Here is a 23,395-nt window from a genome sequence, read left to right as displayed (position 1 = left end):
TCTAGGGAGCCACCAGCGGACCGTAGGCATCCGGCCGGCGATCGCGATAGAAGGCCCACCGGTCGCGCACGGTCTTGATCAGGTCCAGATCCAGGTCGCGGATCACCAGCTCGGGATCGGTGTCCGAGGCGACCTCGCCGACGAACTTGCCCTCCGGGTCGACGAAGTAGCTGGTGCCGTAGAAGTCGTCGTCGCCGTACTCCTCGATGCCGACCCGGTTGATCGCGCCGATGTAGTACTCGTTGGCCACCGCGGAGGCCGGCTGCTCCAGCTTCCACAGGTAGCCGGACAGGCCGCGCGAGGTCGCGGACGGGTTGAACACGATTTCCGCGCCGGCCAGGCCGAGCGCGCGCCAGCCCTCCGGGAAATGCCGGTCGTAACAGATATAGACGCCGACCTTGCCCACCGCGGTATCGAAAACCGGCCAGCCGAGATTGCCCGGCCGGAAGTAGAACTTCTCCCAGAAGCCGTTGACGTGCGGAATATGGTGTTTACGGTACTTGCCCAGGTAACTGCCGTCGGCGTCGATCACCGCGGCGGTGTTGTAGAGCAGCCCGGGTTGCTCCTGCTCGTACACCGGCAGGACCATCACCATGCCCAATTCCTTTGCCAGCGCGGCGAATCGGTCCGTGGTGGGGCCGGGCACCGACTCGGCGTACTCGTAGAACTTCGTGTCCTGCAACTGGCAGAAGTAGGGGCCGTAGAACAGCTCCTGGAAGCAGATCACCTTCGCGCCCTGCGCGGCCGCCTGACGCGCGTAATCCTCGTGCGCTTTGATCATGGACTCTTTGTCGCCGGTCCAGTTCGTCTGGACGAGCGCGGCTCGAACGATTCCCATGCTTTGTTATACTTCACTCCGAACCAATTCGGTTGTGTTACAAGATTGCGGAAACAGTTTCGTAGCCGTAAACCTTCCGGCGGGGTCATGGTTACCGTGCCGCGCCCGACGCAGAATGACCGTGTGACCGAGGCAATCCGAGAGTCAGCAGACGATCCGGGCGGGACACGGTCGACCGCTGCCGACATGCGGTACGCAAACGCACACCTTTCGATGCGCCGCACGCTTCTCGATTTCCCGCACCTGGAATCGCATGCGATTTTCGGTGCGGGAAATCGAGAAGCGTGCGGGAAGCCTGCAGGTAGACCTCGGGGGGCACGGTGACGACGGAGCCGGTGGCGTGGGATGGGGCGGGGTGGTTCATTGCGGAGTTGGCGGATCGGACGCCGGCCGGAATCGCGGCGGCGGTCAGCAGGCAGATTCGTTCAGGGGTATTGACGGCGGGGGCCCGGCTGCCCACCGTACGCGAGGTCGCGCGTGAGTTGAAGGTATCGCCCGCGACGGTGAACCAGGCGTGGCGGGCGCTCGCCGCGGCGGGTGTGATCGTCGCGCGGGGACGCGCGGGCACCTTCGTCGGCGCACCGGCCACCCCGGGGGCGGGCAACGCGGTCGGCCGATATCAACGGTTGCACCCGCCGTCCAGCAGTGCGTTTCGGATCGATCTCTCCCGCGGCACCCCCGACCCCGAGCTGCTGCCCGATCTCGGTGCGGCGCTGCGGGATCTGACCCGCGACGGGGCCGGCGACCTCGCCGCCGACTACCTCGGCGAGGCGGTCCTGCCGGAGCTGGCCGCGAAAGTCCGGGCCGACTGGCCCTTTCGGGCCGAACGAATCGCGGTCCTCGACGGCGCGCTCGACGCCGTCGATCGCCTCCTGACCACGCACATCCGGCTCGGTGACGCGGTGGCGGTCGAAGATCCCTGCTTCCCACCGTTTCTCGACCTGCTCGCCGGGCTCGGCGCGCGGCCGGTCCCGGTCCGGATGGACGAATCCGGCCTGCTGCCCGCCGAACTCGCCCGCGCGGTCACCGACCACGGCGCCACCGCGCTCATCCTGCAACCCCGCGGCCAGAACCCCACCGGGGTCTCGATCACGGCCCGGCGCATTCGCGAGCTGTCCGACCTCCTCCTCGACACAAACACGCTCGTCATCGAAGACGACCACTCGGCCGGAATCGCCGCCGCCCCACTGCGTTCCCTGGGCGGGCGGCTCCCCCGCCGCACCGTCCACATCCGCTCCTACTCCAAATCGCACGGCGCGGACCTGCGCCTGGCCGTGGTCGGCGGCCCGGCCGACCTCCTCGATCCGGTCGTCGAACGCCGCATGCTCGGCGCGGGCTGGACCAGCAGGCTGCTGCAACGGGTGCTGCTGAGCATGCTCGACGACGAGACCGCCGAGCACACCGTCACCACCGCGCGGGCCGAATACCGCAGGCGCTCAGCCGAACTCCGCCGCGCGCTGGCTCGCCGCGGGGTCACCGTCGCCCGCGGCGACGGCATCAACCTCTGGCTTCCGGTGGCGGACGAGAACGCCGCCATGATCTCGCTCGCCGCCGCGGGCATCAAGGCCGCGCCGGGCGGCCCGTTCATCGTCGGCGACCCGCCGCCCACCGATCATCTGCGCATCACCATCTCCCCGCTCGCCGACGCCGAGCTCGACTGGCTCGCCACCGAACTGGCCGCCGCGACCACCGCCGTCCCCACCTACCGCCGCATCCGGCGCACCTGAGCCGTTCTCGCACAGTCGTTTCAGCATCCACACATAGCTCAGAGACATCTGTCGTCTGGTCGGCGGCACCGTTGCGTCGGATTCCATAGCCCACGGACATCTATCGACGACCCGAGGAACCCGTCAGTTATCGACCCGGCAACCTGGTGTTCGATTTCGCGCAGATCGAGACCGTCCCCGCACGCAAACGGCGGCGAGATGGGATGATTCGGCTCGGCATCAGCGGGTGCGCAATCCGAATGAAGGAGATTCCTAGCGGTGAGCAGCGAAGTGCAGGGGCGGCAGTTCGGCAACAGCAAACGTGGACGGCGGTTCGGCGTGCCGCGCGGGGTGCTGCGCGTCGTCGGCGTCGCGGCCGTCGCGGCGGCGCTCGCGGCATTCGCGTCCGGAGGTGTTTCGGCGAACACGTGGACCGTGCGCACCCAGCAACAGCCAGGGCAATGCGCCGCGCCGGCGGAAGGCGTGGCGACCTCGCGCACCTACCTGGCCCCCGGCCCCGCCACCGAACCCGGCGCCACCTACTCGGCGACGCTCGACACCACCTGTGGCGCAATCCAGATCGCGCTCGACCCGCGGGCGCCGCAAACGGTCAACTCGTTCGCGTTCCTGTCCAACGAAAAGTACTTCAACCACACCAAGTGCCACCGGATCACCACCAAGGGCATCTACGTCCTGCAGTGCGGCGATCCGACCGCCGAGGGCAACGGCGGCCCGGGCTACCAGATCCCGGACGAGAACCTGGCCGGCGCCACCTACCCGGCGGGCACCGTCGCGATGGCGAACGCGGGACCGAATACCAATGGCAGCCAGTTCTTCCTGGTCTACCAGGACAGCCCGCTGCCCCCGAGCTACACCCCGTTCGGGCGCATCACCGCCGGCCTCGACGTCCTCCAGGGCGTTGCCGCGGCCGGCACCCGCGACGGCAGCCCGGACGGCATGCCGCGCGACGACGTCGTCCTGAACAAGGTCGAAACCACCAAGATCTAGTTTCTCCCCTCGAGACAATGGCGGCGTCCCTGGACGCCGCCATTGTCGTATCCAGGGGCGTTGGAGGGCTGTCCGTTCAGGAAGTAGACCGCTTCCCACAGATGGTCGTCGGGGTCGGTGAAGTAACCCGAATAGATGCCCCATGGACGTTCGAGCGGCGCGCGGACGACGGTGCCGCCGGCCTGCTCGGCCCGGTCGAGGATGCGATCGACGTCGTCGCGGGCGTCGACGAAGAAGCCGAGACTCATCGGCGAACCGGCCACCCGCTCGACCGGTAGCGCCGCGTCCGCGGCCAGGTCGGTGCGCGAGTACAGCGACAGAATCAGGCCGTTGCCGAGGGTGAACATGGCCGCCGCGCCGCCCGGAGTGTCACCATTCGCGACATACTCGGTGCCGATGATGCCCGGTGTGGAGAGTCCGAGTCCGTCTCGATAGAAGCGCAGTGAGCGCTCGAGCTCGCGCACACCCAGGGTGATCGCATGGATACGGACCTTCATGCTCGCGCTCCTCCGCTCGAGTGGACGTGGTGTGCATCCAGTCAACCCGCGCGGTGGCGATTGGTCTTGAACGAATCGGACACCGGCGCGTCACCGGTTCAACCGGCCCGCTGGGCGAGGGTGATGATCTCCGGGCTGCTCGCCGTCAGCGGGCCGCGATCCCAATCCCCGAACTGCTCCGCGACCACCAGTCCCGCCTCGGACAAGAACCCCGCCAGCCCGTCCCGATCGAGAAAACGCAGCGTGCTGTGGCTCACCTCGGCCTGCTCCCAGCGATCGCAGGTGAAGGTGTGCGTGAACGAAACCAGGTCGCCCACAACCGGTTCCCGCACCTGACACACGCAACGCACCACCGCACCCTCCGCATCCGACACCGCGCCGGAGTACCGCTGATCCCACGTCTCCCATTCCCGCACAAGCGGATTGCGCGTCTCGAACGCGAACCGGCCGTCCTCGGTCAGCACCGACGCGATCACCGCCAACATCGACCGCAACTCGGCATCACCGACCAGTTGCTGAAACGCGTGCCCGGTCATCACCACCAAGTCGAACTGCCGCCCCCACCCCCGCACCGCCGCCGCATCCCCGAGCACCCACTCGATATCCCCCTGCGCCCGTGCGACTTCCAACATCGCCGCCGCCGGATCCAGCCCACACAGCCGCCCATCGTGCCCGTCCCGCCGAGCCCGCCGCAACAGCTCCCCGGTCCCGCAACCGACATCGAGCACAGACCGCGCACCCATCACCAACGGCAGATAGAACGCGAAGTCCCCCCGCCCCGCCCACGGATTGAACCGGTCATACACCGCAGCCAACCGTGCCGCACCGAACGCCCGCTCAACCATCCTCGAAGGCTGCCAAACCCGCCGCCCCACCGCCACCCGATTTCCGGCTCAGCCACGCACACGCCGGATTCCAGCGGAGATCGGTGCGTGGTCCCGCAAGATCGTTGGGCGGATGGTCGGACCGAACGGTAGGCCCCGCGGAAGTCAGTGCCTACAGCTTCAGTAGTCCAGGCCAGGCCTCCGACCAGGGAGCGCGGGGTTGGTCGCAGCGCCAGATGGTGACGTCGCGGGTCGAGCCGGGGAAGCCGAGGCGGGCGTCGGCCCGCCCGATGGGGGTAATCGAGCCGAAGAGGGGGCGGATGTCGGATTCGTCGTTGCCCACCCAGAGGACGGTGGTGGCGGTGTCGGGCGGAGTGCCGAAGTAGCCGAAGCCGCGGTTGGGGCTGTAGACGGCCGGAAGGTCGGTGCCGAGGACGTCGAGAGCGCTTGCCTGCCAATAGGAGTCGGTGATCACCACGACGTTCGCGCGATCGGCTTCGGGCAGCGATCGGTAGGCGGCTGCGGTGGCCGCGGCGAGTTCGGGCCAGCCGAATTTGCCGTAGACGCCGATCGACAGGCCCGCGTCGGCCGCGCTGCTCGCGGGCTCGATCCTGGACTCGGGTTGCCAGGGCAGCGTAAATGCCGCCAGCACAACGGATACGACGATCATCGTGCCGGTGATGATCGTCCGCAGGCGGCCGGTCTGGTCGGTCCAGCGCACCGCGCCGGCGGCGAACAGCGCGGCGTAGCAGCCCGCCGCGTAGTAGGCCCGGCCGTCGGTGGCGATGAAGGCGACGGCGAGCAGTATCGGGAGCGGGGCGAGGAATCGATACCCGCGCAACGGTTCCCAGCGGAACAGGGTCACGATGCCGTAGATCAGCAGCACGCCGCCGAGCAGCCCGGCGGACGCCAAGGCCAGCGGCAGCCAGGTGTAGCGACCGCCGACGGTGGCCTGTTCCGCGGCGACCACCGCGCCGAGCCGCAGCTGCGGCCAGTCGTGGGCGGACTGCCAGATCAGGCTCGGCAGCGTCACACAGAAGACCAGCACCGCGCCCAACCACAGTGCGGGGCGGCGGAACAGATTGCGCGGACCGTAGATCGCCACGCCGATCGCGACCGCGATCCAGAAGAACGGAATCAACCATTTGACCTGCATGTCCAGCGCGGTGGCCAGGGACGCCGACAGCAGCAGCGAGTCGTGCCTGGTGCGCACCCAGCGGATCAGCAGCCAGCTGATCAACACCCACAGCGCGGTGTCGACGGTGTTGGTGGCCAGCTGGGTTCCCTGCACCAGCAGGAAAGGCGAGGTCGCGTAGGCGGTCGCGGTGAGCAACTGGGCGTTGCGCGCTCCACCGAACTCCCTGGCGATCTGGGCGCTGATCAGCACCGCGGCGACGGTCACCAGCATCGCCGGAATGCGCTGCGCCACCAGCGATTCCGGCGCGATCAGGTCCATCAGCCGGGCGATGGCCGGCAGCAGCGGGCCCTGATCGGCGTAGCTGACGGCGAGCCTGCGCCCGGCGGAGATGAAATACAGCTCGTCGCCGAAGAATCCGTAGCGGCCCGCCGAGGCCAGCAGCGCGATCGCCGCCACGATCGCGATCGCGCCGACTCCGACGACGGCGAACGGCGGCTGCCCCTCGTCCGTATCGGGTTGCCGCACTTGGGTTGTCGCAATGTCAGTCATCTTCCCCCACTTTTCGCGTAGCCACATCGAACAACCGGCACATGTGTGCCGCGTACTGGTCCATCGCGAAGTCCGGCTCCCGGATCGCCCGCCCGGCCGCGCCATCGATCGCGTCCCGGATGGACTTCGCCATCAGCAGCGGATCGAATTCGCCGAAGTCCCCGGCGCGCTGGCCCTCGCGCATGATGTCGACCAGCGGCACGATGATCTCCTGCTCGCCGTCGGCCGAGGCGAACCTCGGCCTGCCCTCCGCGTCGCGCAGATTCAGCACCACATCGGTGAGCGCCGCGACGTAGTTCACGTTCGCGGCGATGAAGGCGAGATTCGATTCGATGTAGGCCAGCAACATGTTTCGCGACCCGACCGCCTCGGCGACCTGCGGCGCGATGTGCTCCGCGCCCGATACGTACAGCTGGATCACCAGCTGCGTCATCAGATCGTCTTTCCCGGCGAAGTGATAGGAGATGACCCCCTTGGAGATCCCGGCATGCTTCGCGATTCGGGCCAGCGACGCATTGCCGTACCCGACCTCGGAGATCACCTCCACCGCGGCGGCGATGATCTGCCGCCGCCGCGCCTCCTCGATGAACGACCTTTGTCGACCGTCTGGACTATTTTCTGACCGCACGGCCAGATATTAGCACGATCAGCCAGTGAAGTGCCGGGTGCTGCCGCGCTCCCACCCCGGATCGCCGTCCCGGACGAAACCGATCCAGCTGCGGCGCATCTCGTCGACCAGTTGCCCCGGTCGCTCGCCGCGCAGCATCGGTGCGTGCTGCCACGCCTGCGCGTCACCGAGCAGGAACGGCAGCTCGAGGCAGTGGCACGCACCGAACGGACTGCCGTCCGGCTGCCAATCGAACCGGTACAGCCACGGCGCGACGCCGCGTTCGCCGAGCGCCGCGCCCAGCCGCCGCGTCGGTCCGCCGAATCCCTGCTCGGTGGCCTGTGCCATGGCGTTCCAGTCGTCGGCGAAGAACGCCGCCGCCTCGTCCCTGGTCGTACCGAGCAGGATCGGCATCGTGGCGCGCCGGCCCACCGCGTCCGCCGGGTCGGCATCGACCAGCACTCCGTCCCCGGTCAGCTGGAACGGCGGAACGATCCGCGACGGGGCTCGGCTCGCGACCGCGGCCTGCGCGGCCAGCAACTCGGCAACCGGTACCGCGGCGAGCTGTTCGGCCTCGACACCCAACTCCCGCAACAGCTTTTCACCGGTCCGCGCCGCCTCGTCCGGCGTGGCGGGCAGCATGCCGAGCGGCGCGCTCTGCAACACGGCCTGCTGGAACAGCCCGCTCCCCTGCGCGCCGGACAGCATCGCCACCAGCGATATCGCACCCGCCGACTGCCCGGCGGCGGTCACCCGGCCGGGATCACCGCCGAAGGCCGCGATGTTCTCGCGCACCCAGGTGAGCGCGGCGATCTGATCGAGCAGCCCCAGGTTTCCGTCGCTCACCCCAGGCAGCCGCAGATACCCGAACACGCCGAGCCGATAGTTCACCGTCACCACCACGACGTCCCCCAGCGCCGCGAACTCCGCCCCGTCGTACCACCCGAGACTCCCTGCGCCACTGGAGAACCCGCCGCCGTGCAGAAACACCAGCACCGGATGCCCCGCCCCCGGCGGCGCCCACACGTTCAGCGACAGGCAATCCTCACCCTGCCGAATCTCGAAGTCCCCCATCACCCGCGCCAGGCGCGAAGCCAATTGCGGTGCCGCCGGACCGAATTCGACAGCCTCCCGGACGCCGGTCCACGGCGCCCCCGGCACCGGCTCACCGAATCGCGCGGCCTGCGCATAGGGAATACCCCGAAAGGCCGTCACCGCCCCGTCGACAACACCACGCACGGCCCCCGCGGTCGTCTCGACAACACCCGCCCCATTGATCTCACTGGTCATACGTCCGAGTCTGCCCCGCCCCCACCCACCGAACCACCGGCCCGGGTTGGGTTCGTGCACGAACTCGCCGACCGATCCGCCGGGCGCACACACGAAAAAGCCGCGCCCCCAATGGAGACGCGGCCCTTCGTACTGAAATCTACAGGTACTGACCCGTGCTGGACTCGGTATCGATCGCCCGGCTCGCGCTGGCGTTCTTGCCGGTGACCAGGGTGCGGATGTAGACGATCCGCTCGCCCTTCTTGCCCGAGATGCGGGCCCAGTCATCGGGATTCGTGGTGTTGGGCAGGTCCTCGTTCTCGGAGAACTCGTCCTGGATCGAATCGTAGAGATGCTGGAGACGCAGGCCGGGGTTGCCGGTGTCGAGGACGGACTTGATCGCGTACTTCTTGGACCGGTCCACGATGTTCTGGATCATGGCGCCGGAGTTGAAGTCCTTGAAGTACAGGACCTCCTTGTCACCGTTGGCGTAGGTGACCTCCAGGAAGCGGTTGTCCTCGCTCTCGGCGTACATCCGGTCGACGACCCGTTCGATCATCGCCTGCACGCACGCCAGCTTGTCGCCGCCGAACTCGGCGAGATCGTCGGCGTGCAGGGGCAGCGTCTCCGTGAGGTACTTGGAGAAGATGTCCTGTGCCGATTCGGCGTCCGGCCGCTCGATCTTGATCTTCACGTCCAGGCGGCCGGGCCGCAGGATCGCGGGGTCGATCATGTCCTCGCGGTTGGAGGCGCCGATCACGATGACGTTCTCCAGGCCCTCGACGCCGTCGATCTCCGAAAGCAGCTGCGGCACAACCGTGGTCTCCACATCGGAGGACACGCCCGAACCGCGGGTGCGGAAGATGGAATCCATCTCGTCGAAGAACACGATCACCGGGGTGCCCTCGGACGCCTTCTCGCGCGCCCGCTGGAAGATGATCCGGATGTGGCGCTCGGTCTCGCCCACGAACTTGTTCAGCAGCTCGGGGCCCTTGATGTTCAGGAAGAACGACTTGGCTTCCTTGGCATCCTCACCGCGCGCCTCGGCGATCTTCTTGGCCAGCGAGTTGGCCACCGCCTTGGCGATGAGCGTCTTACCGCAACCGGGCGGACCGTAGAGCAGCACGCCCTTGGGCGGGCGCAGCGCGTACTCGCGGAACAGGTCCTTGTGCAGGAAGGGCAGCTCCACGGCATCGCGGATCTGCTCGATCTGCCGGCCGAGACCGCCGATATCGGTGTAGTCGACGTCCGGAACCTCTTCCAGCACAAGGTCTTCGACCTCGGCCTTGGGAATGCGCTCGAACGCGAAGCCCGCCTTGGTATCCACCAGGAGCGAATCACCGGGGCGCAGCTTGCGGATCGGGGAGTCCGGGTCGTCCACGTCGTCGTACTCGGCGACCTTGGCCAGCGGACCCGACAGCCAGACCACGCGTTCCTCGTCGGCATGACCGACAACGAGGGCCCGACGGCCGTCATCGAGGATCTCCCGCAGGGTGCCGATCTCGCCGATCGCGTCGAACACGCCCGCCTCGACGACCGTGAGTGCCTCGTTGAGGCGCACGGTCTGCCCGTATTCCAGGGTCGAGGTCTCGATGTTCGGTGAACACGTGAGCCGCATCTTGCGGCCGGAGGTGAACACGTCGACCGTCTGATCGTCGTAGACGCCGATCAGAATGCCGTATCCGCTCGGCGGTTGACCGAGCCGGTCGACTTCCTCGCGCAGCGCGATCAGTTGCTGCCGCGCTTCCTTGAGGGTGTCCATCAGCTTGGTGTTGCGAATCGTCAGCGAATCGATGCGGGCTTCCAATTCCCGTGCACGATCCGGCGAATCGGCGAGTTGCCTGCGGAGTGCAGCCGCTTCGGCGCGTACCGCCTCGAGCTCTCTCCAGGCCGCCGAATCCGAATTCTCGATGGGGCTCATGTGCTGCTCCTCCCAGTCCCGGTCTATCAACGCTACCGGGCGCGAACCGTTCTCGCTTTCCGACATGGTTTCGTCGTGATCACATCTGGGCTGCGATCGACCGCCGGATAACCATGTTAGCCTGCCCTAACCCGCACTCGGTGAGCCCGCTCGCCGACCGAGCCGAAAGGTTGCTGAAGATGCTCCTTCCTGCCAGAACCCTCCGCGTTTCTCTTGCTACCGCTGCCGCCGCCCTCGCCGTTACCGCCGGGCTCGTCGGCTGTAGTTCCGATGACAACAAATCCGATGCCACAGTCTCTTCCTCCAGCGTCGTGGCCGCCAGTGCGTCCAGCAGCGCCGCGCCCGCGAGCGCGCCGACGCCGGAGACGTTGCAGGCGGTGCTGGTCAAGCTGTCCGATCCGGCGGTACCCACGGCCGACAAGGCCAAGCTGATCGTCAACGGCGAAAAGCGCACGGCGAACATCGATCAGATGAACAAGGGACTGGCCGGGTACACGTTGACCTACACAGTGGCCGATGTCACAGTCCAGGGCAACGCCGCGACCGCGCAGGTGACCATCAACTCCCCGCACGGCGCCGCACCCGCGATGCCCATCACCTGGGAGAACGTCGGCGGCACCTGGAAGCTCTCGGACCAGAGCGGCTGCCTGCTGCTCGGCTTCGCGCAGGCACCCTGCGTTCCGGCCTGACCAACGACGACGGCCGAGGGCGGCGTGCGGACGCCCTCGGCCGGTTCAGCCGGCGCGTCAGCCCTTCGACGGCCTGCGCTGCGGCTTGGGGGTCACCGTGCCCTCGGCGAGCTTGCGCGCGCTCACCAGGAAGGCCGTGTGGCCCTGCATGCGGTGCTCGGGGCGCACCGCGAGGCCGACCACGTGCCAGCCGCGCACGATCGATTCCCAGGACCGCGGTTCGGTCCAGCATTCCTGTTCGCGCAGCGCCTCCACGACCCTGGACAGCTGGGTCACCGTGGCCACGTAGACGATCAGCACCCCGCCGGGCACCAGCGCCTTGGCCACCGCGGGCAGCGCGTCCCAGGGCGCGAGCATGTCCAGAACCGCGCGGTCGACCGGTTCGCCATCGAAGTCGGCGACGTCGCCGACCGTCAGCGACCAGTTAGCCGGTCGTTCGCCATAGAACGTTTCGACGTTGCGGATGGCGTGATCGGCATGATCCTGGCGGATTTCGTAGGAGATGACCTCCCCCTGCGGCCCGACGGCACGCAACAGCGAACAGGTCAGCGCGCCGGACCCCGCGCCGGCCTCCAGCACCCGCGCGCCGGGGAACATGTCGCCCTCGTGCACGATCTGGGCGGCGTCCTTCGGGTAGATGACCGCGGCGCCGCGCGGCATGGACAGCACGTAGTCGACCAGCAACGGGCGCAAGGCCAGATACGGGGTGCCGTTGGTGGAGGTGACCACCGAGCCCTCGTCGGCGCCGATCAAGCTGTCGTGCTTGATCCCACCGCGATGGGTGTGGAACTCCTTGCCCTCCTCCAAAACCACCGTGTACAGGCGGCCTTTGGCATCGGTCAGCTGTACCCGGTCACCGAGGGTGAATGGCCCGGTCCGTCTGGCCGTCATGAATCTCCGTTCGCTGGAAGAACTAGTGCGGATGAATAGGCTTGCACCGACGTGCGGCCTCGCGCATTCGCGCTCGCAAGCGCTCTATGTCGGTGCCGCCGGATAGCCTGCCAGGTATGAGCTCGCCCGTGTCCACGCCCCCTACCGACGGCGCCCCGGCGTCCGATCCCGGTGAGGCGGCGAGCCGGTCGCGCCCGGCGCTGTCGCCTTCGCGGGCAATGGATTTCAAGCAGTGCCCGCTGAAGTACCGATTCCGGGCGATCGACCGGATCCCGGAGCCGCCGAATCGCAACGCGCTGCGCGGCACGGTGGTGCACGCGGTGCTGGAGGACCTGTACGGGCTGCCTGCGGCGCAGCGGCAGCCGCAATGCGCCGACGGCCTGGTCGTGCCCGCGTGGGCGCGGGTGGCGGCCGAATGGCCCGCGGTGACCGAGCTGATCACCGACGACGAGCTCGACGGCTTCCTCGGCGAGGTGCGCTCGCTGGTCCAGGCGTACTACCGCCTGGAAGATCCGACCCGCTTCGATCCGGAGTCCCGGGAGGCGCGGGTCGAGGTGGAGCTCGACGACGGAGTTCTGTTGCGCGGCTTCGTCGATCGGATCGATGTCGCGCCGACCGGACAGCTGCGGGTGGTCGACTACAAGACCGGCCGCGCGCCCGGACCCAACCAGGAGACCAGGGCGCTGTTCCAGCTGAAGTTCTACGCGCTGGTCGTGCTGCGCACCCGCGGCATCCTGCCGGCCCAGCTACGCCTGATCTACCTGTCCGACGAGCAGATCCTCACCTACGCCCCCGACGAGGAGGAACTTCGCCGTTTCGAACGCACGCTCGCCGCGCTGTGGGAGGCCATCCTGGCGGCGGGCCGCACCGGCGACTTCCCGCCGAACACCAGTTGGCTCTGCGCGTATTGCGACTACAAGCCGCTGTGCCCCGAATTCGGCGGCACGCCCCCGCCCTACCCCGGCTGGCCGGCCGGGGGCACCGGCGAGTCGCCGGACGAGACCCTGGCCGACGCGGTGGCCGAATGAGCGAGCGCTAGCGGCCCGACCCCAGGATGAAATCCAGTGACGTGCCATGTGATCCGATGATCGCCACCGCAACGATCAACACCACGACGCCCACCACGTCACCGGCCAGGATCAGCACGTTCCGGATGCGGGGCCATTTGTCGACTGTTTCGGTTTCCGTCGTCATCGACGTCCCTCCGTACCTCTGTGCAAGGGGCGCACAGCAGCGCCCCGACGTTCTCTCTGGGTGATTTCGCCCGACACATCGCACAGTGTCACCGACACCCCATGAAGTTTTCGTGAAGGCTCGCGGAACAAGCCGCCGGGCTCCCACCGCCGCGCGCACAACTGGGCAGATTACAACGCGCGCGGCGGCCGGGCCACTACTTCGCCGGATCGATTCAGAGGGTGAAGTTGTGGAACAGCAGCACGGAAAGGCCCAGTCCGACCGCCAGGTTGACCACGACCGCGGAGCCGAACACCACGACCGGCCGCCAGCCCGCCTCCCGCAGCCCACGCAGCGAGAACTCCAGCCCGATGGACACGAACGCGAAGATCAGGAACCAGGTGCGCAGATCGTTGACGATGGCGATGTGCGCGGCGCCGGATTTCTTGTCCGCGGCTTGCAGGTAGAGCGTGCCGATGACGGACGCGGCGACGAAGCCGAGCACGAACTTGGGGAACCGCTCCCAGAACTGCCGCAGCGAGGGCCGCACCGCGCCTGCGATGCGTTCCACCTTCAGGGTGAAGTACGCGGTCAACGCGATCGCCACGATGCCGATCAGCGCGTTCTGCGTGGTCTTGACGATGGTGGCGATCTGCAGCGCCTTCTCCCCCGCGATCGCGCCCGAGGCCGCGACCGCCGCCGTGGTGTCGATGTTGCCGCCGATCCACGCGCCGGCGACCGCGTCGGACAGCCCGAGAACATCGGCCAGCCAAGGCAATACGAAGATCGACGGCAGCGCGAAGATGATCACCAGCGAGGCCGCGTAGGCGATCTGCTCGCGCTTGGCCTGCACCGCGCCCGCCGCCGCGATGGCCGCGCTGACGCCGCAGATGGACACGGCCGAGGACAGCAGCGCGCGCAGCTTGTCGTCGAGCCCGAGCCGCCCGCCGAGCCACCAGGTGAACCCGAACACCACGGTGATCAGCAGCAACGCCTGCACGATCGACGGCCCCGCGGCGGTCACCAGGATCTTCAGGTTGATCGAGGCGCCGAGCAGCACCACGCCGGTCTTGATGAAGAACTCGGTCCGGAAACCGGCCGAAAGCCGTTCGCGCAGGGCGAGTTTGGACAGGATGACATTGCCGAGCAGTCCGATCGCGATGGCGTAAACCGGGAACTCGATCGACTTGGCCACCCGCTTGACCGGGGTGTCCGCCGCCCACCGCGGGACGTGGGTATCGAAGTAGCGGGTGAGCGCACCCAATACGATGACCACCGCCAGACCCGCCACGATCGCACCGACGGTGGGCCGTGAGACCGCTTGCAACGCCGCCGTTTCCGACTTCACCGGGTCGGAAGCCCGGGTCTGCGCGCCGGTTTCGGCCGACGCGGTGACGACACTCCCATCGGCGGCCGGATCACCTTCGCGCGCTGGCGTATCCGACATCACGGCACCAGCCAATCCGGAATCGCGCCGACCAGGACCAACGCGATCAGCGCCAGTCCGACGATCGCCGCCAGCCAGTCCTCACTCCAGGCGAATATGCTTCCCGAGCGTTCCTCGGGCGATGTCTGTGACACGGGCGTGCTCCTTGCGTTCCTCATCGAGAGGCCGCACGGTAGCAACGCCCGGTCACCCGGCACACCGGTTGCGTTCAGCGTGAATTATTCACGCATACCCGACAATTCAGACGGCGATAATCCGCTCAGAACGCGCGGCAGGAGCGGATGTCGAAGGCGAGGATGGCCTTGGCGCCGAGCTCGGCGAGCTGGTCCATCACCTCGTTGCCCTGCTTGCGCGGCACCATCGCCCGGATCGCGACCCAGTCCGCGTCGGCCAGCGGCGAGACCGTCGGCGACTCCAGACCCGGCGTGATCTTGACCGCCGCCTCCAGCAGTTCCTTCGGGCAGTCGTAGTCCAGCATGATGTACTGCTGGCCGAAGACCACGCCCTGCACGCGGGCGATGAGCTGGTTGCGTGCCCGTTCCTGCTGATCGGAGCCGGTGCGCTCGATCAGCACGCCCTCCGAGTCACACAGCGACTCACCGAACGCGACCAGGTTGTGCTGGCGTAGCGTGCGGCCCGAGCCGACCACGTCCGCGATCGCGTCGGCGACGCCGAGCTGAATGGAGATCTCCACCGCGCCGTCGAGGCGGATCACCTCGGCCTCGATGCCCCGGCGTTGCAGATCGCTGAGCACGAGGTTCGGGTAGGAGGTGGCGATCCGCTTGTCGTAGAGGTCCTCGACCTGCCAGGCCCGCCCGTCCGGTGCGGCGTAGCGGAAGGAGGAGCGGCCGAAGCCGAGGGCGAGCCGTTCGCTGACCGGCGCGCCGGAGTCGAGCGCGAGATCGCGGCCGGTGATGCCGAGGTCGAGTTCGCCGGACCCGACGTAGATGGCGATGTCCTTGGGCCGCAGGAAGAAGAACTCGACCTGGTTGGCCGGGTCCAGCACGGTCAGGTCGCGGGAATCGGTCCGCTTGCGGTAGCCGGCCTCGACCAGAATGGCGGTGGCGGCTTCGGACAGGGCGCCTTTATTGGGGACTGCGACGCGCAGCATGGGCTGGGGTCCTTTCGGGAAGTGAAACTACGGAGTAAGACGCGGCCGTCACAGATGTCGGTACACGTCTTCGAGCTTCAGTCCACGACCCACCATCAGCACCTGCACCCAGTACAGCAGCTGCGAGATCTCCTCGGCGAGCGACTCGTCGCTCTCGTGCTCGGCGGCCAGCCAGACCTCGCCTGCCTCCTCGAGCACCTTCTTACCCTGGCTATGCACGCCCGCGTCCAGCGCGGCCACGGTTCCGGACCCCTCGGGGCGGGTGACCGCACGTTCCTGCAGCTCGGCGAACAGGGTTTCGAAGTTCTTCACGATGAGCCATTGTTTCAGACCGGTGCGCGGGGGCGTTGCTCCGGCCCATCCCGGCTTTCGGGGACCGCCGCGGTGGGCATGATGGTGCCATGCCGTTCCGGACCGCGCTGACCGAGTTGTTCGCCCTGCGTCACCCGATCGCCCTGGCCCCGATGGGCGGGGTGGCGGGCGGCGAACTCGCCGCCGCGGTGTCGAACGCGGGTGGAATGGGGTTGATCGGGGCCGGGGGCGGGGATCGGGAATGGCTGGCGCCGCAGTTGTCGATCGTCGCGGAGCGGGCGCGGGCACCGTGGGGTGTGGGGTTTCTGTCCTGGGCGGTCGAGCCGGACACCGTGCGGTGGGTGCTCGACGAATACCGGCCGGGCGCGGTGGTGCTGTCGTTCGGCGATCCGAGCCCGTTCGTCGCGGCGGTGCGCGACGCCGGTGCGAAGGTGCTGGTGCAGGTCACCGATCTGGACGAGGCGCGGCGCGCCCGGGATCTCGGCGCGGATGTCGTCGTCGCGCAGGGCGGCGAGGCGGGCGGCCACGGCGGCGGGCGTTCGACCCTGACGATCGTTCCCGCGGTGGTCGATCTGGTGCAGCCGACGCCGGTGCTCGCCGCGGGCGGCATCGCGGACGGCCGCGGGCTGGCCGCAGCGCTGACGCTCGGTGCGGCCGGCGCGCTGATCGGCACCCGGTTCGAGGCGACGCACGAGGCGCTGCTCGCGCCCGAGGAGGCGAAGGCGATCGTGGCCGCGCGCGGCGACGACACCGCGCGCAACCGGGTGTACGACATCGCGCGCAGGTCACCGTGGCCGGCGCGGTACACCGCGCGCATGCTGCGCACCCCGTTCTTCGACAGCTGGCAGCACCGCGAGGACGAACTGGAAGCAGACGCCGCGGCGCGACAGAGCTACCTCGACGCCCTCGATCGAGACGACCCGGCGGCGATGGCGGTCTGGGCCGGCGAGGCGGTCGATCTGATCGGCTCGATCGACCACGCCGCCGACGTCCTGACCCGGATCATCGCCGAGGCGGACGCCGCCTTCGGACGCGCTGACACCCAGCGCGTCCGCGGCGACTGACTACTCCGAGCCGAGCAAGGCCGCCAAATCGGCCACCGCGGTACGCAAGTGGCCGGCGAAGGCGTGCATCTCGTCGGCGACCGTGGTCGGCGTGGCCAGATACAGATTCCAGCGATCCGGCAGCAGGACGTACGCGACGCCGATGCAGCGCGGGCTGGTCGAGCCGAAGCCGAAGTAGCGGATGTTGACCGACGGCGCCGAGCTGGTGCTCAGGTAGTCGTCGCGCAGGATCAGCCAGCCGGGGCTGTCGTAGAGCGGAATCGGTTCGGTGACACCGAGTTCCGCGCCACGGCGGCGCTGGATCCACTGGAGTTCCCAGAGGTGCTGTTCGGGCGCGTCCCCGGCCTGGCACTGCTTGGCCCTGGCCACGTGCGCGGCGGCCGCGGTACGCGCGGCGGCGAGCTTGGCCGCCCGATCGACGCCGGCGTCCTGCATCGCGTCGACGAACGCGATCATCTCCGGGGTGATCACCCGCATGGCCTCGGTGCGGCCGTTGCGATACTGCCGGGTGGCGATGGATTCGTAGGTGGCGCCGGTGATTCCCTTGCTGCGCCGATGCGCGAGCTGATAACTCAACTGCGCGAACGCATCCGGGGAGATGCCGAGCTGCTTGGCCTGGGTGGTGCCGAAGTCCGGGAAAGACACCGTCTGCGTGGCGTTTTCGGCGGCGTAGCGGGCGAAGTCGGCACCGGCGGCGGCAATGTCGTTGCGCTGCGCCGCATCCAGCACGAACTCGATCGGCTCGACCACGGGCAGGCCCTGCGCTTGCGCCCCGGACCGCTCGGCGTGGTCCTGCGCCGAGGTCTCCAGCAGGGTGTCGACGAAGGACAGCACGGTGGTGCCGTCGAGTCCGCAGTGCTCGATGTTGATGCCCGCCTGGCCATCCGCGAACACGATGAACGACACCGCCTTGTCGAACCACCGGTTCGCGCTGTCGCCGTGCAGCAGGCTGTCACACGCCTGCTGCTCATCGGCCGGCGCGAAGTCCTCCAGGCAGACGCAGAACAGCGCGGTCTCGATCGCGTCCAGCGCCGCGGCGTTGGCCGGCTCGGCCAGCAATTCCTGCCTGCTCGCCGCCCATTCGGCCCGCGCCTTGGTGGTGAGATGGCCTACCGCGGAATCGGTTCGGGTCGAGCGGGCACCGGCCTTGAGCACCTCGCGCAGCCCGCAGGCCAGGTCGTCCAGCGAGTGCGGCACGCCGTCCGGGCCGATGGCGTCCATCCGGAAGATGCTGCCGCGGAAGAAGACCACGATGTGCCGGGCGGTGGACGGACCGGGCCATTCCGCGCTGTAGGGCACCCGGACGGTGTCCTGCTCCGCGCCGGGGATGCGGGTCTCGGAGAACAGGTACTTGTTCTGCCACATGGACAGCGCCTGCCCGCGTTGCCGCACCGGCGGGATCGCCTCGGCGTCCAGGGCGATCTTGTAATCCACCGCGGCGGCGATGATTCCGGCCGCCCGGTCCACCTGGGTGGCGGCGGTCGAGGCGGCGAGCACGGTCTCGTCCCGGAACAGGAAGAAGAAGTTGGCGTTCAGCGCGATCCGGTCGCGCCGGCCCAGGTAGCGCGACGGCCAGAACAGGTCGAGCCAGCTGCCCGTGCCGGGGGCGGCGTCGTACTCGGCCAGGGCCGCGTGCAGCGTGCGGCCCGGCCCGTCGGCGCGCAGCAGGTCGGTGACCGCCGCCTCGGTGGTGGCGAGCTCGTCGGCGGTCAGCAACGGTGCGCACCACTCGAGAAATCTGGCGCAGCTGGCTTCCAGCGTCGGCAGTGGCACCCGGGGCAGGGTGTCGTCGGCGGCGAACGTGCGTTCGGTCAATGCTGGTCCTCGGTGTCGGCGTGGTGCTTCGGCAACGGTCGCGATAGGTACAGGCCGGCATAGAGCCAGCCGTCGGTTTCCCGGTCGGTGGTGTCGATTCCCTTGGCGGACAAGGTGTTCAGCACCTGGGTCTGCTCGGCCGCGGAGGCGAACCTGCGCTGCTGGTAGAGCCCCGGCGCCTGCTCGGTCCGGTAGCCGAGCGCGGCGAGGTCCGCGGCGATCGGGGCGAAGTCGAACATGCGCAGCACGAAGTGTGCCATCCATGGTCGCCGACGCGGATGCGCGGTCGCGAGCCGGGTCAGCGTTTTCTCGGTGACGTAGCCGATGCACCCGGTGGAGATGATGATGTCCGCGCCGGCCAGCAGCTCGCGCTGCTCGTCGGTCGGCTCGCCGGACTCCAGGTCGGCATGCACGGTGTCGTGCAGCAGGCCGGTCGCTTTCGCGTAGGCGAGCGCGGGCGCGGAGGCGTCCATGCCGAGGAAGCGGACGTCGGTGAGGCCGTCCCGGCCGCCGAGCGCGGCGTGGTCGCGGGCGATGAGCGCCGCGCGGTCCCCGCTCGCGGTGCGGTAGTGCTCGGTGAGTTCGGCCATGGTGGTGTCGAGGCGCAGCAGCGCCGCGTTGACGCCGTAGGAGCAGCCGATGTCCAGCACGGTGGGGGTACTCACCCGCGCCGAGGCGCGATACTCCCGGATCTGTTGCTGGAACACGGGTTTCGCCAGTTCCGGAATGCGATAGTGGAGGTCGGACATGCGGGCGTAGTAGTCGCGTGGATCGGGACGATCGTAGATGTCGTCGAAGGAGGCTTTCCCGGTCGTGTGTAACGGCACTGCCACAGTCGTTCCTCTCGGGTCGAGCGGTTGTCCCCGATCACAGTTTTCGATCGGGCCGTTCGGCTCAGTCGAGCAAACGGTCGCCGCGGACAACGTCGGCCGCGGCGGCCAGATGGTCGGGTAGTACACGGCCGAAGAGTTGCCGGGTGCGTTCCACCGTGCCGATCACGCCGGGGCGGTCGGTGTAGGCGAAGATCGCCGAATGCCGTTGCGTAGCACCGGCGACGGGCGACACCCGGTGCAGCGAGAAGCGACCCTGGAACAGTTGCAGGTCGCCGGGGCGCAGGTCGAGGCGCTGGATCAGGCCCTCGCCCGCGCCGGTGAGCACGGCGCGCACGTCGTCCAGGTGCTCCGCCTCCGGCGTGCGAATGTTGGGGCAGTACTCGAAGATTCCGCCTGACTCGGCGGGCTGGGTCAGCATGCTGACGGTGAATTCGTTGGTATCGAAGTGCCACGGATGCGACATGCCGGGCGCGACGACGTTGAGGCACAGGCCCGCCAGCGGATCGGCGAACTCGTGCAGCTCGGCCAGGCCGAAGCAGTCGGCGACGAATCGCTGAAATCCCTTGTCGGTGTAGAGCCGATGGATCAGCGCGTCGCCGGGGATGCGGTCGCGCGGCACGAAGGCGTTGCCGCGCTCCAGCACGATGGCACCCGGATGGTCCTGCGGCAGTTCGGTATCCAGCGGGATGTTGTACGCGTTGACCCGCTCGACCTCGTAGTAGGCGTGCGGTGCCATCGCATCGCCCTGTGCCCGCAACGTTTCGGTCAGTTCCGGGCGAATGAAGCCGCGCAGCACGGTGCACCCGCTCGCGGCCAGTTCGGCCCGCGCGTGCGCCACGGCGGCGCTGCGGCCGGGGTCCGCGGCACGCACCAGGGGATACCGTGCGGTATCGACGATCTCGTCGAGGACACCCAACGCTGCCATGGCGACATTCTGGTAGAGCGGACCGCCGACACGCCCGGGATTGGGCGAGATTGCCGGTGATCGCGGTCACACCTACCAGCAGCGCGCACTACCGTTGCGGCACAGTAACTCTCGGAAAAGCGCGGTCGGCAGTGTCGGACGGTCTCCGGTCAGCCGCGCCGCTCGAGCGCTTGCTCGAGGTCCTCGACCGTCAGACCGACCAGGGTGTCGCGGAAGCTGCGACCGGGTCCGTCCGGCACCGGAATCTCGCACGGGATCACGATCACCGCGCAACCCGCGGCGTGCGCCGCACGGGTGCCGGTCGGCGAATCCTCCACGGCGACGCAGTGCCGCGGATCGACGCCGAGCAATTCGGCGGCACGCTGATACACGTCCGGTTCCGGCTTGCCGCGCGCCACTTCGTCGCCGCAGACCGATACGTCGAAGAAGTCGCGCCCCAGGGTGTCGAGCCCGTACTCGGCGAGCGACCGCTTGGTATTGGTGACGAGCGCGGACTTCAGCCCCACGGACCGGACGAGTCCCAGCGCGTCCTTCGCGCCCGGCCGCCACGGGATGGGGCCGGTCATCAGCTCGGTCACCCGGTGCTCGATGAACTCCCCCGCCTCGCGCACCGCCTCGGGTGTCGGCTCGACGCCGATGCCGGTGAACAGCAGTCGCAGCGCGTCCGGCCCGGACGCACCGATGAACGTGTGCCGGAGCTCAGCGGTCAGCTCCCGGCCGTGCAGCCCGGCGAGCTCGCGCATCGCGACATCCCAAAGCTTCTCCGAATCCAGGAGCGTGCCGTCCATATCCCACAGAACAGCGAGTGGTCGCGCGCTCACACATCTCCTCGTTCGAAGTACCGATCCGGCCGTAGCCACGATAACCGCCGCCACCGCACCACCGCCGTGGCCAGTTGCGTAGTTGTGGCCTCTACCACGCCGGAGGGTTGCGCTTACGTTCCCGACGCGGTGATCAGCATGCGGCCGTTCTCGGTGGCGACCTGGAACCAGCGGGTCTCGTTCACCGTCTCACCGCTCTTCTTCACGTAGGTGAGCGAGGCGACCGCGCGGTTGTCGCCGTTCGGCGTCACCGAGCGAACGGTGATCGAGCGGATCGTGCCCCACCAGCGGACGTACTCGTTGTACCCGCCGGCCACGCCCTGATACGCGGGCGAGAGCTGCGACCACGCGGCACTGGGATTGCCGGGAAGCATGCCGTAGTAGCCGGACACGAACTGGGAGACCTTCTCCGGCGTCGGCGGACCGAACGGGGTCGCGCTGAGCGTCGGCGGTGGCGTGGTCGCCGGCGCGGACGAGGGCGGAGGCGTCGCGGAGGGCGGGGCCGAGGACGGCGTCGGCGTGCCGCTCGGCTGCTCCGACGGCGCGGGGTTGGTGGCAGGCGCCTGCGCCTCCGGCTGGCCGGGCCCCGCCGCGTTCGGCGGCTGCGCGGGGACCTCCGCGGATGTGGACGCGATCGTGTTGGCCTGCGGCGTCGCGGTGTCGCCGCCCTTGCGATCGTTGGTGAGGAAGGCGACGAGTCCGATCACCGCGAGCACGACGACGAACGCGGCGCCCGCCATGGCGAGCGAACGATTGCGCGACGGCCCGCTGCCCGGGCCGCCCGGCAGCGTCGCGCCGCTGCGCGGCGGGACCGGCGGCTGAGCGGAAACGGATTGGGCGACCGGCGGATCGGTCAGCGCGGCGGTCGGCACCACGGTGGTCTTGTCGTTCGCGTTACCGCCCGTCGCGTCGGCGCGCGGCGAACTCGGTTGCGGCAGAACGGTGGTCGCGTTGTCCGCGCCGGGCGCGGGCAGCGCCTTGGTGAGCGCGGGCTCGCCCAGGCTCGGAACCCGGCCCTCCGCAACGGCTTCCAGCGCCTTCTGCGCCTCGCGCATGGTGGGGCGCGCGTCGATGGTCGGGGCGAGCAGGCGCAGCAGGACGGGGCCGAGCGCGCCGGCGTGCTCGGGCGTCGGCACCTCGCCGCGCGCGACGGCGTGCAGCACGGCCAGCGGGTTGTCCCCCTCGCCGAACGGCGGCTGCCCCTCCACGGCGGCGTAAAGCGTTGAGCCGAGGGCGAATACGTCGGACGCGGGTTCCGGGTTCTCGCCGCGCGCCACCTCGGGCGCGAGGTAGGCCGGGGTGCCCGCGAGAAAGCCGGTGGCGGTCACGGTGACGTCGCCGACGGCGCGGGAGATGCCGAAGTCGGTGATCTTCACCGTGCCGTCGTCGCCGACGAGCAGGTTGGCCGGCTTCACGTCGCGGTGCATGATGCCCGCGTCGTGCGCGGCGGCCAGCGCGCCTGCGGCCTGCGCGCCGATCCGGGCGACCTCGACCGGCGACAGTGTGCGCTTGCCGGAGAGCTTGGCCGCCAGGCTCGGCGCGTCCATGTACTCCATCACCAGCCACGGCTGGCCGTCTTCCTCGGCGACGTCGAAGACGGTGATCGCGTGCGGATGGTGCAGGCGTGCGGCGATGCGCCCCTCGCGCATGGCGCGCAGCTTCGCCTCCAGCGCGGCGGTGCGGGTGAGTCCGGGCCCGAGGATGAGCTGCTTCACCGCGACCGTGCGGCGCAGGCGGACGTCGGTGCCTCGCCAGACGACGCCCATCGCGCCTGTGCCGATCGGATCCGTGAGTCGATACCGTCCCGCGATCAATCGGTCCGCCGTCATGCTGTTGTGCCTTCCTGCTTACGCGCCGAGCTGGTACTGCATCGGCCCGCAACGCCGGGAAATCCCCGAAATTGCTACGCGCCGTAGTCCTTTACACCCGTAAGCAGCGATGGCGACGCATCCGCCGA

The 23,395-nt window shown here is 68.8% G+C and carries 23 protein-coding genes; 5 read left to right on the top strand and 18 right to left on the bottom strand.

Going from position 1 to position 23,395, the window contains the following annotated elements; all coding sequences use genetic code 11:
- Nucleotide 1 precedes the first annotated feature (1 nt).
- A complete protein-coding gene (locus tag ACFQ9K_RS25130) occupies nt 2–838 on the bottom strand; it encodes a nitrilase-related carbon-nitrogen hydrolase (protein ID WP_150404566.1) in 837 nt (278 codons plus the stop codon).
- A 320-nt stretch (nt 839–1,158) separates the two neighbouring features.
- Between ACFQ9K_RS25130 and ACFQ9K_RS25125 the strand changes: the two genes are divergently transcribed.
- Nucleotides 1,159–2,565 carry a PLP-dependent aminotransferase family protein gene (locus ACFQ9K_RS25125; RefSeq protein WP_378720979.1) on the top strand — a complete coding sequence of 469 codons (1,407 nt, stop codon included), beginning with the start codon at nt 1,159–1,161 and terminating at the stop codon, nt 2,563–2,565.
- A gap of 258 nt (nt 2,566–2,823) precedes the next feature.
- A complete protein-coding gene (locus ACFQ9K_RS25120; RefSeq protein WP_378720977.1) occupies nt 2,824–3,552 on the top strand; it encodes a peptidylprolyl isomerase in 729 nt (242 codons plus the stop codon).
- Here the strand turns inward: ACFQ9K_RS25120 and ACFQ9K_RS25115 are convergent.
- The 6 genes from ACFQ9K_RS25115 to arc all read right to left on the bottom strand — a co-directional run bounded on the left by ACFQ9K_RS25115 (nt 3,549) and on the right by arc (nt 10,357).
- Nucleotides 3,549–4,049 (bottom strand): VOC family protein, encoded by a 501-nt coding sequence (locus tag ACFQ9K_RS25115; RefSeq protein WP_378720975.1) that lies wholly within the window; start codon nt 4,047–4,049, stop codon nt 3,549–3,551. The genes ACFQ9K_RS25120 and ACFQ9K_RS25115 overlap by 4 nt on opposite strands.
- 98 nt (nt 4,050–4,147) lie before the next feature.
- Complete coding sequence (locus ACFQ9K_RS25110) at nt 4,148–4,894, bottom strand: class I SAM-dependent methyltransferase (RefSeq protein ID WP_378720974.1); 747 nt, start codon at nt 4,892–4,894, stop codon at nt 4,148–4,150.
- A gap of 151 nt (nt 4,895–5,045) precedes the next feature.
- Nucleotides 5,046–6,560: an ArnT family glycosyltransferase gene (locus ACFQ9K_RS25105; protein WP_378720973.1), complete on the bottom strand. Its 1,515-nt coding sequence runs from the start codon at nt 6,558–6,560 to the stop codon at nt 5,046–5,048.
- Nucleotides 6,553–7,188: a TetR/AcrR family transcriptional regulator gene (locus ACFQ9K_RS25100; RefSeq protein ID WP_378720972.1), complete on the bottom strand. Its 636-nt coding sequence runs from the start codon at nt 7,186–7,188 to the stop codon at nt 6,553–6,555. Before ACFQ9K_RS25100 ends, ACFQ9K_RS25105 begins: the two co-directional genes overlap by 8 nt.
- Nucleotides 7,189–7,206: 18 nt before the next feature.
- Nucleotides 7,207–8,457: a carboxylesterase/lipase family protein gene (locus ACFQ9K_RS25095; protein WP_378720971.1), complete on the bottom strand. Its 1,251-nt coding sequence runs from the start codon at nt 8,455–8,457 to the stop codon at nt 7,207–7,209.
- 139 nt (nt 8,458–8,596) lie between these two features.
- Nucleotides 8,597–10,357 (bottom strand): proteasome ATPase, encoded by a 1,761-nt coding sequence (arc, locus tag ACFQ9K_RS25090; RefSeq protein ID WP_378720970.1) that lies wholly within the window; start codon nt 10,355–10,357, stop codon nt 8,597–8,599.
- A gap of 179 nt (nt 10,358–10,536) precedes the next feature.
- Between arc and ACFQ9K_RS25085 the strand changes: the two genes are divergently transcribed.
- Entirely contained in the window at nt 10,537–11,046 is a 510-nt protein-coding gene (locus ACFQ9K_RS25085) for a hypothetical protein (protein WP_378983676.1), read from the top strand.
- Nucleotides 11,047–11,103: 57 nt separating this feature from the next.
- Here the strand turns inward: ACFQ9K_RS25085 and ACFQ9K_RS25080 are convergent, their stop codons facing one another.
- The gene (locus tag ACFQ9K_RS25080) at nt 11,104–11,937 is read right to left on the bottom strand and encodes a tRNA (adenine-N1)-methyltransferase (RefSeq protein ID WP_378720968.1); all 834 of its coding nucleotides are present in this window, start codon (nt 11,935–11,937) and stop codon (nt 11,104–11,106) included.
- A gap of 116 nt (nt 11,938–12,053) precedes the next feature.
- On the opposite strand from ACFQ9K_RS25080, the gene ACFQ9K_RS25075 reads away from it, so the two are divergent.
- Nucleotides 12,054–12,965 carry a RecB family exonuclease gene (locus tag ACFQ9K_RS25075; protein WP_378720967.1) on the top strand — a complete coding sequence of 304 codons (912 nt, stop codon included), beginning with the start codon at nt 12,054–12,056 and terminating at the stop codon, nt 12,963–12,965.
- A 7-nt stretch (nt 12,966–12,972) separates the two neighbouring features.
- On the opposite strand, the gene ACFQ9K_RS25070 is transcribed toward ACFQ9K_RS25075, so the two are convergent.
- The 5 genes from ACFQ9K_RS25070 to ACFQ9K_RS25050 form a co-directional block, all read right to left on the bottom strand.
- On the bottom strand, nt 12,973–13,131 hold the full coding sequence (locus tag ACFQ9K_RS25070) for a hypothetical protein (protein ID WP_378720965.1): 159 nt from the start codon (nt 13,129–13,131) through the stop codon (nt 12,973–12,975).
- A gap of 214 nt (nt 13,132–13,345) precedes the next feature.
- Complete coding sequence (locus tag ACFQ9K_RS25065; protein WP_378720964.1) at nt 13,346–14,557, bottom strand: YeiH family protein; 1,212 nt, start codon at nt 14,555–14,557, stop codon at nt 13,346–13,348.
- Entirely contained in the window at nt 14,557–14,691 is a 135-nt protein-coding gene (locus tag ACFQ9K_RS25060; RefSeq protein ID WP_378720962.1) for a hypothetical protein, read from the bottom strand. The genes ACFQ9K_RS25065 and ACFQ9K_RS25060 overlap by 1 nt, the downstream gene beginning before the upstream one ends.
- 125 nt (nt 14,692–14,816) lie before the next feature.
- Nucleotides 14,817–15,668 carry an ATP phosphoribosyltransferase gene (gene hisG, locus ACFQ9K_RS25055; protein WP_378720960.1) on the bottom strand — a complete coding sequence of 284 codons (852 nt, stop codon included), beginning with the start codon at nt 15,666–15,668 and terminating at the stop codon, nt 14,817–14,819.
- Between the two features lie 48 nt (nt 15,669–15,716).
- On the bottom strand, nt 15,717–15,998 hold the full coding sequence (locus ACFQ9K_RS25050; RefSeq protein ID WP_378720983.1) for a phosphoribosyl-ATP diphosphatase: 282 nt from the start codon (nt 15,996–15,998) through the stop codon (nt 15,717–15,719).
- A 71-nt stretch (nt 15,999–16,069) separates the two neighbouring features.
- Between ACFQ9K_RS25050 and ACFQ9K_RS25045 the strand changes: the two genes are divergently transcribed.
- On the top strand, nt 16,070–17,044 hold the full coding sequence (locus ACFQ9K_RS25045; RefSeq protein ID WP_378720959.1) for an NAD(P)H-dependent flavin oxidoreductase: 975 nt from the start codon (nt 16,070–16,072) through the stop codon (nt 17,042–17,044).
- On the opposite strand, the gene ACFQ9K_RS25040 is transcribed toward ACFQ9K_RS25045, so the two are convergent.
- The 5 genes from ACFQ9K_RS25040 to ACFQ9K_RS25020 all read right to left on the bottom strand — a co-directional run bounded on the left by ACFQ9K_RS25040 (nt 17,045) and on the right by ACFQ9K_RS25020 (nt 23,267).
- Nucleotides 17,045–18,859, bottom strand: a complete 1,815-nt coding sequence (locus ACFQ9K_RS25040; RefSeq protein WP_378720958.1) for a choline/carnitine O-acyltransferase — start codon at nt 18,857–18,859, stop codon at nt 17,045–17,047.
- On the bottom strand, nt 18,856–19,692 hold the full coding sequence (locus ACFQ9K_RS25035) for a class I SAM-dependent methyltransferase (protein WP_378720957.1): 837 nt from the start codon (nt 19,690–19,692) through the stop codon (nt 18,856–18,858). Before ACFQ9K_RS25035 ends, ACFQ9K_RS25040 begins: the two co-directional genes overlap by 4 nt.
- A gap of 61 nt (nt 19,693–19,753) precedes the next feature.
- Nucleotides 19,754–20,617 (bottom strand): arpA protein, encoded by an 864-nt coding sequence (locus ACFQ9K_RS25030; protein WP_378720956.1) that lies wholly within the window; start codon nt 20,615–20,617, stop codon nt 19,754–19,756.
- Between the two features lie 149 nt (nt 20,618–20,766).
- Nucleotides 20,767–21,438, bottom strand: a complete 672-nt coding sequence (locus ACFQ9K_RS25025) for an HAD family hydrolase (protein WP_378720954.1) — start codon at nt 21,436–21,438, stop codon at nt 20,767–20,769.
- 113 nt (nt 21,439–21,551) lie between these two features.
- Complete coding sequence (locus ACFQ9K_RS25020) at nt 21,552–23,267, bottom strand: protein kinase (RefSeq protein WP_378720952.1); 1,716 nt, start codon at nt 23,265–23,267, stop codon at nt 21,552–21,554.
- Nucleotides 23,268–23,395: the final 128 nt, after the last annotated feature.

Source organism: Nocardia sp. NPDC056564, from assembly GCF_042793755.1.
GTDB lineage: Bacteria > Actinomycetota > Actinomycetes > Mycobacteriales > Mycobacteriaceae > Nocardia.
Note: the sequence above shows the minus strand (reverse complement) of the source record. Positions and strands in the feature narration are given on the sequence as shown.